The 12,343-nt window shown below is 43.9% G+C and carries 16 protein-coding genes; 15 read left to right on the forward strand and 1 reads right to left on the reverse strand.

Going from position 1 to position 12,343, the window contains the following annotated elements:
* The first annotated feature begins 237 nt into the window (after nucleotides 1-237).
* The 13 genes from AC4PM4_RS17635 (at nucleotide 238) to AC4PM4_RS17695 (ending at nucleotide 10,807) form a co-directional block, all read left to right on the forward strand.
* Nucleotides 238-915: a response regulator transcription factor gene (locus AC4PM4_RS17635; protein WP_063564057.1), complete on the forward strand. Its 678-nt coding sequence runs from the start codon at nucleotides 238-240 to the stop codon at nucleotides 913-915.
* Nucleotides 912-2,288, forward strand: coding sequence for a sensor histidine kinase (locus tag AC4PM4_RS17640; RefSeq protein ID WP_079696409.1), 1,377 nt, complete (start codon nucleotides 912-914; stop codon nucleotides 2,286-2,288). Before AC4PM4_RS17635 ends, AC4PM4_RS17640 begins: the two co-directional genes overlap by 4 nt.
* Before the next feature lie 66 nt (nucleotides 2,289-2,354).
* On the forward strand, nucleotides 2,355-3,479 hold the full coding sequence (locus AC4PM4_RS17645; RefSeq protein ID WP_491614163.1) for an ABC transporter permease: 1,125 nt from the start codon (nucleotides 2,355-2,357) through the stop codon (nucleotides 3,477-3,479).
* Complete coding sequence (locus AC4PM4_RS17650) at nucleotides 3,476-4,153, forward strand: ABC transporter ATP-binding protein (RefSeq protein WP_099855076.1); 678 nt, start codon at nucleotides 3,476-3,478, stop codon at nucleotides 4,151-4,153. Before AC4PM4_RS17645 ends, AC4PM4_RS17650 begins: the two co-directional genes overlap by 4 nt.
* Before the next feature lie 167 nt (nucleotides 4,154-4,320).
* Nucleotides 4,321-4,863, forward strand: a complete 543-nt coding sequence (locus AC4PM4_RS17655) for an NUDIX hydrolase (protein ID WP_491614164.1) — start codon at nucleotides 4,321-4,323, stop codon at nucleotides 4,861-4,863.
* A gap of 60 nt (nucleotides 4,864-4,923) precedes the next feature.
* Nucleotides 4,924-5,427, forward strand: a complete 504-nt coding sequence (locus AC4PM4_RS17660; RefSeq protein WP_491614165.1) for a DUF4275 family protein — start codon at nucleotides 4,924-4,926, stop codon at nucleotides 5,425-5,427.
* An 81-nt stretch (nucleotides 5,428-5,508) separates the two neighbouring features.
* Complete coding sequence (locus tag AC4PM4_RS17665) at nucleotides 5,509-6,543, forward strand: alpha/beta fold hydrolase (RefSeq protein WP_491614166.1); 1,035 nt, start codon at nucleotides 5,509-5,511, stop codon at nucleotides 6,541-6,543.
* Between the two features lie 17 nt (nucleotides 6,544-6,560).
* Nucleotides 6,561-7,064, forward strand: coding sequence for a GNAT family N-acetyltransferase (locus AC4PM4_RS17670; RefSeq protein ID WP_491614167.1), 504 nt, complete (start codon nucleotides 6,561-6,563; stop codon nucleotides 7,062-7,064).
* 55 nt (nucleotides 7,065-7,119) lie between these two features.
* Nucleotides 7,120-8,097: a GNAT family N-acetyltransferase gene (locus AC4PM4_RS17675; protein ID WP_491614168.1), complete on the forward strand. Its 978-nt coding sequence runs from the start codon at nucleotides 7,120-7,122 to the stop codon at nucleotides 8,095-8,097.
* A 3-nt stretch (nucleotides 8,098-8,100) separates the two neighbouring features.
* Nucleotides 8,101-9,108 carry an aminoglycoside phosphotransferase family protein gene (locus AC4PM4_RS17680; RefSeq protein WP_491614169.1) on the forward strand — a complete coding sequence of 336 codons (1,008 nt, stop codon included), beginning with the start codon at nucleotides 8,101-8,103 and terminating at the stop codon, nucleotides 9,106-9,108.
* A 58-nt stretch (nucleotides 9,109-9,166) separates the two neighbouring features.
* Nucleotides 9,167-9,460 carry an RNA polymerase alpha subunit C-terminal domain-containing protein gene (locus AC4PM4_RS17685; protein WP_376032349.1) on the forward strand — a complete coding sequence of 98 codons (294 nt, stop codon included), beginning with the start codon at nucleotides 9,167-9,169 and terminating at the stop codon, nucleotides 9,458-9,460.
* 146 nt (nucleotides 9,461-9,606) lie between these two features.
* On the forward strand, nucleotides 9,607-10,113 hold the full coding sequence (locus AC4PM4_RS17690) for a DUF2569 domain-containing protein (protein WP_269054862.1): 507 nt from the start codon (nucleotides 9,607-9,609) through the stop codon (nucleotides 10,111-10,113).
* A gap of 79 nt (nucleotides 10,114-10,192) precedes the next feature.
* Complete coding sequence (locus tag AC4PM4_RS17695; protein ID WP_063564067.1) at nucleotides 10,193-10,807, forward strand: histidine phosphatase family protein; 615 nt, start codon at nucleotides 10,193-10,195, stop codon at nucleotides 10,805-10,807.
* Here the strand turns inward: AC4PM4_RS17695 and AC4PM4_RS17700 are convergent.
* The gene (locus AC4PM4_RS17700; protein ID WP_491614171.1) at nucleotides 10,799-11,233 is read right to left on the reverse strand and encodes a GNAT family N-acetyltransferase; all 435 of its coding nucleotides are present in this window, start codon (nucleotides 11,231-11,233) and stop codon (nucleotides 10,799-10,801) included. The two genes, AC4PM4_RS17695 and AC4PM4_RS17700, sit on opposite strands and share 9 nt — an antisense overlap.
* Nucleotides 11,234-11,312: 79 nt before the next feature.
* Between AC4PM4_RS17700 and AC4PM4_RS17705 the strand changes: the two genes are divergently transcribed.
* Nucleotides 11,313-11,969: a pyridoxine/pyridoxamine 5'-phosphate oxidase gene (locus tag AC4PM4_RS17705; RefSeq protein WP_269054859.1), complete on the forward strand. Its 657-nt coding sequence runs from the start codon at nucleotides 11,313-11,315 to the stop codon at nucleotides 11,967-11,969.
* Between the two features lie 21 nt (nucleotides 11,970-11,990).
* Nucleotides 11,991-12,299: a hypothetical protein gene (locus AC4PM4_RS17710; RefSeq protein WP_274570168.1), complete on the forward strand. Its 309-nt coding sequence runs from the start codon at nucleotides 11,991-11,993 to the stop codon at nucleotides 12,297-12,299.
* Nucleotides 12,300-12,343: the final 44 nt, after the last annotated feature.

Here is a 12,343-nt window from a genome sequence, read left to right on the forward strand (position 1 = left end):
TTCGGAAATGATAAAGTGATAATACATGAACATATGAGCAGTTATTCATATGTTATGGTTTTATTATAGGTGCGCCTAATAATAGTGTCAACCAGATTTAAGAAAATATAAACATGCCCGCAGGGCACTCTTACTTGTTCGCTGGCGATTTACGTTGCTTTTGTGCTACCATCTGTGCAGGATCAATGTCGCGGAACCTATATTATTTCAACTTACAGAAAAGGGGCGGACAACAATATGAAGAATCTGCTTCTGGCGGACGACGACGCCAATATTAGAGCACTCCTCCGGCATGTCATGACCAAGGAAGGGTATCGGGTACATGAAGCACAGGATGGAGTGGAAGCAGTCAAGGTTATGCAAGCAACACCAATCGATCTGGCGATTCTGGATGTGATGATGCCAGGTATGGACGGACTGGAGTTATGTGATTTCATTCGGCAACATTATGACATACCGATTATGCTGCTGACAGCACGGGATCAACTATCCGACAAGCGGGATGGGTACTTGAGAGGCACAGATGAATATGTGACGAAGCCATTTGAACCCGAGGAACTGGTCTACCGGGTTAAAGCATTATTTCGTCGGTACCATCGTACGTCCAGTGATATCATTCGTATGAATCGCATCGTGATTGACCGGAATAATGTCGAGGTCTCCGATGGGCAATCGATTCTCTTTTTGCCAATGAAGGAGTTCGAGCTACTCTCTCAACTTGCTCAGTTTCCGGGGCGATTATTCTCGCGTGATGAACTAATTCGGTTGGTCTGGGGAGCGGATTATGAAGGCGATGACCGCACCGTGGATGTACATATCAAGCGGCTGCGTGATCGTTTTGCCGATTATGGGGATGATTTTGTCATTCAGACGGTACGGGGGATTGGTTATAAGATTGAGGTGAAAGCGCATTGAGATCACTGTACTTTCGGGTGTTTATGATTACAATCGCGGTGATTCTGGTCAGCGCCATGCTGGGTTTTCTTTTATCCAATATTTATTATCATGCGAAGCTGAAGTCTTTCAATGACGAGAAGTTAGTTGGCATCGCGACGCAAATGAAGCAGTTTGTGGAGCAGGAACCCGCTACGGTAGAGCATTACCTGGACAATGCCGCAGCGCTCGGTTACGAAATTTATGTGACAGATGGAAAAGGGAATGACCAATTCTATGGCCGCGAATTCCGCCAGAAAGATCTGGACAAGCAGGCTGTAGATCGGGTATTAGGTGGTGAGATATACCACGGCGTTGCCGAGTTTCCCAGCAAACCCTTCATTACGGGTTTCTTCGATAATCAATTGAGTAATACCGTTGGTGTTCATCTACAGATGGGCAATGCAAGTTATGCGTTGTTTATGCGCCCTGATGTTATTTTGCAGTTCGGTGAGCTGCGTATCTTTTTTGCGTTGATTGGAGCGTTTACGGTGGGCATTAGTATTCTGCTCTTTTTAATCAGTACCCGCTATCTGGTGAATCCGATTGAACGTCTGTCCGAGGCGACCAAGCGCATTGCCCAAGGAAACTATAATCTGAAATTGTCCACGACTAGGCGTGATGAGATTGGACAGCTGGCCCAGCATTTCATGACCATGAGTCGTGAACTGGAGCGGGTGGATCAGGCCCGTCAGCAGTTTGTATCGAACGTATCTCATGAGATTCAATCACCGCTGACCTCGATTCAGGGTTTTGCCCAACTGGTAGCGGATCGAGATCTGCCTGAACAAGAACGGGAGCACTATGCTTCCATTATTGAAGAGGAGAGCCGCCATCTCTCATTGCTCAGTAAACAATTGCTGCTGTTGTCCTCTCTGGAACAAGGTCATGAGGATTTGACCAAAGTGAGATTCTCTCTACGAGATCAATTCCGCCAATCGGTTCAGGTGCTGCAATGGCAGTTGGAAGAAAAAGAACTGTTGCTAAGGATCTCGGTACCCGAATCCATCCAGTTATATGGCAATGAAGTGCTGCTCATGCAAGTATGGATGAATCTGCTGGGTAATGCCGTGAATCATCTTCCACAGGGGAGAAGCATCGAGATTCGTGCAGAAGAGACCAATGCCCAGTGCGTAATCTATATTCGGGATACAGGAGATGGGATTGCGGCAGAGCATTTGCCTTTCCTGTTTGATCGTTTCTACCGAGTAGACCGTGCGAGAGAACGTTCTTCCGGCCGAACCGGGCTTGGGCTTGCCATTGTGCAGAAAATTATCCGCATCCATGACGGTACGATCGAGGTCTCTAGTTCGTCTGAAGGAACGGTCTTTACCGTGACGCTCCCGCAGATGTAATCTGTTATTCATTTGCCGTTCATTTTCGCCTCCTATACTTGGGTTATCAAGAGGAGGTCAGAGAATATGTACTTGGCTATTAGAGAGATGAGGTTTGCCAAAGGGCGATATGCATTAATTGCTACAATTATGGTGCTTGTATCATTTCTGGTTTTGTTTGTCACAGGTCTGGCACAGGGGCTTGCGTATGATAACGCGGCATCCATCAAAAATATGGCAGCAACCCATTTTGTTCTGGAGCAGGATTCGAATCATCGTTTTACCCGCTCCCAGGTGAATAAGGACCAGCTGGAGCAGACACGCTCCGTTGTGGGGCAAGAGAACGCTGAACCGCTGGGTGTAAAAATGACAACGGTCAGTCCAGCTGGTGACACAAAGAAGATTGATGTAACGCTATTCATGGTGAACCCGGAAGGCTGGCTGACTCCAACCGTAACCGAAGGCTCTACAATTACGGATCTGAAAGACGGGCAGGTTGTAGTGGATCAAAAACTGTCTGAATCTGGAGTGAAGATTGGAACGGAACTGGTCGATCAAGCCTCGGGAACGAAGTGGACCGTAGGTGGATTTGTGGAAAATGAGTCCTTCAGTCACTCACCGGTTGTGTTCTTAAACGAGCAGGAATGGCTCGCTATTCAAGAGGGTTCTCGTACTTCGCAAGGAACAGCAAACTCTAATGCTCCGGTATACAATGCGATTGCCGTCAAGGATGCAGGCGAGAAGGTGGATAACCTTAGTACCGCTTTGCCGAATACAGAGGTAATTACGAAGTCCGATGCGGTATCGGCCATTCCTGGGTACAAGGAAGAACAGGGCTCGCTGCTCATGATGATTGCCTTTTTATTTGTCATCTCGGCGTTTGTGCTTGCGGTATTCTTCTACGTCATCACGATTCAGAAAACGAGTCAATTCGGTATTTTGAAAGCTATTGGGACTCGAAATTCATATCTGGCGGGCAGTGTTTCATTGCAAGTATTGCTTCTGTCCATCGGCAGTCTGGTGATTAGTGTGCTGTTGGTTCGGCTATTTGAATCGATCTTGCCAGCTTCAATGCCGTTTCAATTAAGCTTGTCCACCCTGGCACTAACCTGTGTGTTATTCGTGGTGATGTCTATGGCGGGTTCGCTATTCTCGGTGTGGAAGGTTACCAAAATTGATGCGCTTGATGCGATTGGGAGGACAGCAGCATGAGAAACCGACTGGTATTGCAGGGAATTACACAGACATTCGAAGATGGCGGGGTCAAACGGACGATATTGGATAAGTTGGATCTTAAGGTGGCCGAAGGAGAGCTCGTCGCGGTCATGGGGCCTTCTGGCTCAGGCAAAAGTACATTTCTGTCCATCGCAGGTGCACTACTTGAACCGACGGAGGGACAGGTTATGCTGGATGGCGCATCGATTATGGGCAAAAACAAACAGGACATATCCGATGTACGGCTCCAGCAGCTCGGGTTTATTTTTCAAAGTGCCAACCTCATTCCGTATCTGAAAGTGGAAGAACAACTGATGGTGGTCGCCAAGCTCGCTGGAACGGACAAAAACAAGGCAGAGAAGCGGGTCGATGAGTTGCTGGATACGGTAGGTTTATCGCATCGTCGTAAGGCATATGCCGAGAAGCTTTCCGGCGGAGAACGCCAGCGGGTTGCCATTGCCAGAGCTTTGATGAATGATCCAGCCGTCCTGCTCGCGGACGAACCGACAGCTAGTCTGGATGCGGAACGTGGACTGGATATTGTGGGCATGATTGCACGGCTCGTGAAAGAACAGGGTAAGAGTGCAGTCATGGTTACGCATGATGAGCGGATTTTGCCGCTATGTGATCGGGTTCTCTATTTGGAAAACGGGAAACTGGTACACCATTAGTGGTCAGAGTGAATAGTATAGACATTCTTTAGTTCAACTGAAATAACATTAGAAGGTCCATGGATTCCCGATGGGAAAAGTGGCCTTCTTTTTTCTTTTTTGATCTATAATGAGAGTTAGAACTTATAATGGAAGATTTATTTTACATAGAGAGGATCGGATAGAAAGTGAAAACTTTGGACCGGGAACAGTTCCCGGCGCTCAGCACATCGATTTATTGGGGAATTGTTAAAGCGGAGTTTAGATTGAATGACATCGTGGATGAAACGCTGGTAAGCAATGTGAGCATTATCCCTTTTGTGGGGGAACGAGTGGTTGTTTTTCAGATCGATAACGGAAAATGGGAGCTGCCCGGAGGAACGTTGGAGGTTGGAGAGAAATATATGGATGGACTGCAACGTGAAGTGATGGAGGAGCTAGGAGCCAAGTTGATCACGTATCGGGTGTTTGGACAATTTCATTGCATGTCGAGTGCACCAGAGCCGTATAGACCGCATATTCCTCATCCTCATTTTGTAAGACTTATTGGTTATGGAGAGGTTGAACTCGTGGGCCAACCGCTGAATCCGGTGGATGGGGAACAGGTGATTGCCGTAGAGGTTGTGGAGATTGGTGAAGCGATTAAGAGATTTGAAGAACAGAATAGATATGACATCGCGGAAATGTACCGATTGGCCTATTTGCTGCGAGAAGAAGCAAACGGTGAGTAACTGGAATGCTAGTGTATTCTAAATCTTAAATCTTAAATCCAATAAACTTCGGAGGTTATGATGATTAGAGATGAAATTAATGAGCTGCTGGATGCTCTACCGGACCATGAACTGAACGTGATTTACTCGCGAATCGAGCTAGTGCACCGCAAATATATATATAACAAAAATTTGGAGGACAAGGGGGTCCTTGTGACTGAATTGTGCGAGGAATCCGAAGAAATTATACAGAAATGGGATAACACATTTGCCAAGAGCATCAGTGAAGAAATAAAAGAGGCTATCTATTATAGCCAGTACAAGTGGCATATGTTCAGTTATGAGAAACGGGATTGCCTAACAGACGATGCAGCACGAGATGCTTTCAATGCCGAAAATAAAAACGAATTGTATGTCATGTATCAACATACACCATTCATACAGGTATTTCAGAATGCGAATAAGGTCATCGCAGAAGATTTTGATTCGGAACAGGACATTTATATTTTTGACCAAGAGTTCACATGGACGTATGTACATACCCATGAATCCATGTGCGGACCGTATTTTTATAAAGTGAAGTAACAAGGAGCAGTAAGGAGTAACAAGTGAGGAGTTTGGAGTCCACTTAATAAACACACGAATATCTGCCGGAGGAGCCATCTGATGCGTAAGAGGTCGATTAAAATATTCAGACGCGCCATGCTTAGTATTCTTTTACTCGTAATAATCGCTCTGATCTTTCCCACATGGACCCCTGGGATCAAGGGAGAGAATAGTATCAGCACGTTAGGACAGGTCGAGATCAATGGTGCAGGTCATGAGGTTATGATTCGCGGGACGGATCGGAACAATCCTATCCTTCTTTTTGTGCATGGTGGTCCTGGTTGCTCCGAGATTCCTTATGTAAGGAAGTATCAGCAGGAGCTTGAGCAACATTTTACTATTGTGCATTATGATCAACGTGGAAGTGGAAAGTCATATCATTTCATGGAGGATTATTCGGATGTGACTTCAGATGTGCTTGTAGATGATTTGCTGGCATTAACGGATTACGTTACTGCCGAACTGGGGCAAAGAAAGGTTACGCTGGTCGGTCATTCATTTGGTACATACATAGGGACAAAATCGGCGGCCAAAGCACCTGAAAAATTCGTTGCTTATATAGGTATTGGACAAGTAGCTGATACTGTGCAGAGTGAGTTGGATAGTTTGGAATATACGATCACACAAGCGAAACAAGCGGACAGTACAGCTGATGCGGAAAGTCTGGAACGTCTTCGGGGTCCGATTGAGCGAGGCGAGAAATACACACCAAGAAATATGGTTCGCAAATACGGCGGTGCGGCTAGGCTTATTGATGACAACAGGGACTATATGCTCGGCTTTCTTTTGGGAACCGAATATAATGCACTGGATGTGATTCGGTATTCGATAGGAGTGCAGGCTACACAAGAAATTCTCCTGAAGGAGGGGTCCGCCAACCATTTGCCAGACATTGTAGATCAGCTGGAGATACCGACTTATTTTGTTATGGGAAAGTATGATTATATGACGTCTGTGGATGCGGCAAGGGATTATTTCGATGAGCTTGGAGCACCCGAAAAAGATTTTGTTGTATTTGAAGAATCGGCTCATTACCCACAGTTCGAGGAGAAAGAACGATTTGCAGCGTGGTTGATAGGGGTATTAAACTTTTGAATAAGCGAGGGATCTTGATGGAGCAAATTAATACTAAACTCATAACTAGACTTGCATTACCGGAGGAAGCTTCCATTGTGTTGAACCTATGGCAGGAGTCTGCCCGATGGCTGAACTCCAAAGAGATATTTCAATGGCGTCCTGAGTATTTCAATTTGGAACAAGTAAATGAATTCATGACGGATGGATCTGACGTATATCTTGCTGAAATAAATCATGAAATCGTAGGGACGTATACCTTAACGTGGTCAGATCCCCTGATTTGGGAAGAGCTCGACAACACCAATTCCGGATACATACACCGATTTGCAGTGAATAGAGATTTTAAAGGGCAAAATATAGGCCTGCTCCTTCTAAAATCAGCTGAAGAGAACATTAGGCATAAAGGTAAGACCTTGATCCGACTGGATTGCATGGCAGATAACCTGAGACTTAATCAATATTATAAGGATTATGGATTCCAATACATCCGCAGAATGAAACAGGGGAACTGGAGTGCCAGTCTGTATGAAAAACAGTGATGGTGTCTCTATCGACTTCATTAAGCTCGTAAGTGTATAAAAAGGGGGACTATTCATGCTTTTATCCTATCATCCAATGAAAATAGCTGATGCAGAAAAAATCGTTACCTGGAAATATGAAGAGGAATACGCGATGTACAGTTTCTCTGAATCCAATGAAGATATTCAAGAATTGATGAATGGGGAGTACTTTTCAGTCCTGGATGAACTGGAGAGGTTAGTAGGATTTATTTGTTGTGGGGAATCAGCACGTGTACCGGGAGGAACCTCAATCGGACTGTATCAAGAAGAAGGATATCTGGATATAGGTCTTGGATTAGATCCAGATCTGACAGGACAAAAGATAGGGTCTGTGTTCCTTAAACAAAGTTTAGTATTCTTGCAAAATCATTTCAAAAGTTCTCAGTTTCGGCTGGTTGTTGCCACATTCAACGAACGAGCAATTAAAGTGTATGAGCGGACAGGCTTTAAAAGAGATAAGGAGTTTTATAGCAAAGTGCATGACGAGGACATGTTATTTATCAGTATGAAAATGGAAATGCCCATATACTCTTTCGAAGAAATAACGGAGCAGGATTTGACTGAAGTCAGAGAAATATATAACTACTATGTCTCCAACACGACTATCTCGTTTCATACTGAAGAATTGACTCTGGAAGAAATCAAGGCTTCTGTCATAAACAGAGATCCGCGCTTTAAATCGTTTGTCATTAAAGAAGAGAACGAAATTAAAGGGTATGTGCTAATTACGCAATACAAGAGCAAACAAGCCTATGACTTCTCGGGAGAAGTAACCATTTATTTGAAACCGGATATTGTAGGGAAGGGCATTGGTGGAACGGCACTGCGATTTATAGAGAATGTTGCGCGCGAGCAAGGGTTCTACACCTTAATTGCTACGGTATGCATGGAAAACACACTCAGCAAGTCCCTGTTCGAAAAGCATGGGTATGAGCAATGTGCGATGTTTAAAGGCGTGGGATATAAATTTGATCGCAGATTGGATATTGGTAGTTTCCAAAAGGTGTTATAACGTATGAATAATGTTCAATATAATCTAAAATTCGAAAAACTCGTCGCTGAATTAGAACTTGGTGAGTTGAACAGTAAGCCCAAGGCAATCTCGGGTGGGCTTTTACATCGCATGTATGCCATTGAAACTACACATGCCAAATATGCTGTGAAAGCACTGAATCCTCAAATTATGAGTAGACCTACAGCTATGCAGAATTATATCCAATCCGAAAAAATAGCAAACGTGGCAGCAAATTTTATCCATGCTCAACCTGCCAAAGTGATAAACGGTTCTTCAATGCAGATCTTAGATCATCAATGTTATCTTATATTTGACTGGATCGATGGTAAAAGTCTGGAGCATCATGAAGTAACTGAAACCCATTGTGAGCATATGGGCATGATTCTTGCGGAGATTCATAAAACTGATTTTTCACAGCTTCATATTCCTGACCTTCAGTTGGATGATTCCAAAGAAACCGATTGGAATGATTATTTAAACAAAGGGCAGACAGAAAATTCGGATTGGACGATCTTATTAGCTAATAACATTCAAAAGATCTATGAGTGGAGTGCTCAGGCAAAAAATGCATCAGGAATACTGGCTTCAGATGCAGTTATTAGCCATAGAGATCTTGAACCTAAGAACGTGATGTGGCAGCAGGACAACCCCATCATTATTGATTGGGAATCAGCGGGTTATATCAATCCGATGCATGATCTGGTGGAAACAGCGATGTATTGGTCTGTGGATCAGACCGGAAACGTGGGCAAAGAAAGGTTCTTGGCTTTTATAAATGGATATCGGTCTCGAGTGGGGAATTTAAACGCCAATTGGAGAAGGGTTCTCGATAATGGTTTTTCCGGAAAATTGGATTGGCTCGAATACAGTCTAAAACGCTCTTTGTGGATTGAATGCACAGACGGTGAAGAGCAACAGTTGGGAACATCACAAGTTACATGGACTATAGAGGCTTTAAAACAATACGAGGATATGATCTCCGATGTTGAGAACTGGTTGAGTAGCTAAATCCGAGATACGAGATAATTGTTATCCCATAAACATAAAACGGAAAGGTGTGAACTGCATGGTAAACGCAAAAGGAACACTAAGAACATGCGAACAAGGGCATTCCTATTACAAAAGTAGCGATTGTCCGACCTGTCCTGTCTGTGAGAAGGAACGGAAACCGAAAGAGGGATTTCTTTCCTTGTTGTCTGCACCCGCCAGACGTGCGCTGGAGAATCAGGGGATTACGACATTGCAGATACTCTCGCAATACACCGAAAAAGAGATTTTGAAGCTGCACGGGATCGGGCCTTCTGCAATGCCAAAACTTCGACAAGCACTTGAAGAAGAGGGATTATCTTTTAAAGTGTAACCCTCTTTTGTTGGTCAATGGCTTTAATTGGAGAAATTGGTATCGTATCTCTTCCTCGCATTGTATAATAATACAGTTGTGTAAAAGTTTACACGAGAAAGAGGAGTCATCTCAGAATAACAAAACAGAATAGGAGGTATTATTTAGTGGAACCACAAATTGAAGAAAAGAAGGTTGATTATAGACCTTTGGGTATATCAGGACTTGGGGGATGGTTGATTCTCGTCCATATTGGACTTTATCTCACCATCATTATGCTTGTTGTGCAATTATTTCAATACCTTGTACCTTCAATGACGAGAGAGACTTGGGAGCTCTTAACTTCCAAACAATCTGACTATTATCACGCATGGTGGGGCCCGGTTCTCATTTTTGAAACGGTATATAATGTGCTATTTTTAATATTTAGCGTATATACGCTGATTACGTTTTATAGAAAGAAATCGATATTCCCTCGTCTTATGATTATGTTTTACAGTGTCAGTCTAGCCGTGGGCATTATTGATTATCTATTATTACTTCAGATTCCTATGGCGGTAGAACTTGAGGATGGAAGTTCGTTAAAAGGGATAGGCAGGTCGGTACTCACCTGTGCCATATGGATTCCTTATTTTATCAAATCAGTTCGAGTTCACAATACGTTTGTCAGATAAAAACATAAGCCCCGACCTAAGATGGAAGATCTAAGGCCGGGGTTTGTTATAAGAGGATTCAAATAGAGGAGGAGATATCTTGAAGATTTTCTTGGTAAGGCATGGGATGGATGAGGAGGGCTACAGAGGTGGTTGGAGTCAGCGAGGGCTCATTGAAGAAGGTGTTACTCAATCGGCGAGGCTCGGAGATTACCTGTACCATCATTCAGAGCAATATAAGATAAACACAGTGATTAGCAGTGATCTTCCGCGCGCAGTACAGACTGCCAAAGAGCTTGAAAAAAGACTGTACATAAAGGGGCTTTATCTGAAAGACTGGAGAGAAATGAACAACGGAGATTTGGCTGGAATGCCAAATCAGGAAGCAGAATTGAAATATGCAGGAGTTTATTTTAACACTCTTGGCATGGATACCCCGTTTCCAGGAGGAGAGAGTCCTCGAAATTTTTATAACAGAATATGTACATCCTTTCGGGATTTATGCCGAAGTATAGAGGAGCAACAGATCAAATCGAATGTTCTACTGGTCACGCACGGCGGAGTAATCAACATCCTTTATTATCTCTTAGGAAACCAAAATTGGACCAATACATCGGTGTTTCATTCTATTGGGAATACCAGTGTTCATACGCTTGAAAAAGGAGTGAATGGTTGGGAGTTTAGCAGCATGAATATGATGAGTCATCTAGGTTAGAGTCTGAAGCAGACGTACTATTTCACCATCTATTACTTCTTCACTAGTTTTTATAAACCCTAAAGATTCATACAACTTTCCTGCAATTAGATTGTCTGGTCGGTGTCCAATCATGATTCTTGTGCAATTTGAAATACGCATAAGCTGAATCAAAGTTTTCATTGCTGCCTTGCCATAACCTTTTCCTTGATGCTTCTCGTCAATCATTATGGCAGGAATCCAGTAGTTATCATCCTTGTCTGGGTTCGCACAGAATACGAGAAAACCGACTAAAACCTCTTCCGAGTAAATAGCACGTAATTCAAAATCATCAACATATTTAGATTCAGCAATCCAATAAACGACAGGTGCAGGAAAGATATTAAGCTGTTCTGGCTTAACTTTAAGCTGGGTACATTCATACCAATTTTCATTAGAACATATCAATCATTTCAAAACAAATAGTTGAGAAAATGGCCTACTACGCTACAATGGAATGAAATGGAAGTATAAGGAGGTTGCAGATATGATTAATAAACCAAGTGATTTGTTGCGTGGGTTGAAGTCCTTGTCTGGACCTTTTCCGACTTGGGACACCGAACAGTTACCGGATCGACCAGGGGATCTTTTTCTGGAATGGCTGAGACTGGCTATAGATTACGGGGTGAAAGAACCTCATGCGATGACGATTTCGACAGTGGATTCGAATGGTTTTCCTGATGCACGAGTATTGATAATGAAAGACGTAGTTGACGAAGCTTTTTATTTTGCATCTGGCTCGGAGAGTCGAAAAGGACAGCAGCTGGAGAACAATCCGCATGTGGCACTGACCTTTTACTGGCCTACATTGGGCAGACAGATCCGCATAAGAGGAGAAGCCGTGGATATGGGCGAGGAAGCAGGTGCAGCGGATTTTCGGAAAAGATCGGCAGGTGCGCGCGCAGTTGCGATGACAGGACGACAGAGTCAGGAGCTGGAGAGTGAGGAAGAATTGGAACGCGCCATTGCCGCTCAGAAAGAGCGGATCAGCCGGGATCCTGATGTCATTACACCGAATTGGAGACTGTACGCCGTGAACGCAAAGGAAGTTGAGTTCTGGCAGGGAGACCCGGAGCGAAAGCATGTGCGAATCCAATATGTTCTGCAACATGGGCAATGGAAGCACCAGAGGTTATGGCCGTGATTTTATAAAGGGGGGAATTGTGTGAGTCGTAGAACTACAGGGACACTGCTGCTGGTCATAGCGGCATTTCTGTACAGTGTTCGATATTTGAGTGCTGCCATTTTTGGTTCTGGTGTGGCTTCGTGGAATTCGGAATTGTTTCAGGAGATGCTGAATTATGTGGGAACCGCTCCGCAAAGTTGGAGTATAGCTGCTTTAATCCTGGGTTTGTTCTATTTAGTATGGGCGGAATATGAAGCAACCAGCTCCAAAACCAAAGAAAGTCTCAAGCGTTTTGTGAGTTATGAATCTGTAGATCAAGAAGCGGGAAGCCAGAACAAAACAGATTAACTGGATAGTGTGAGTTCTTATCAGCAACAGTTGCTAAATTAATT

The sequence above is a fragment of the Paenibacillus sp. MDV22-iso6 genome (assembly GCF_058408365.1).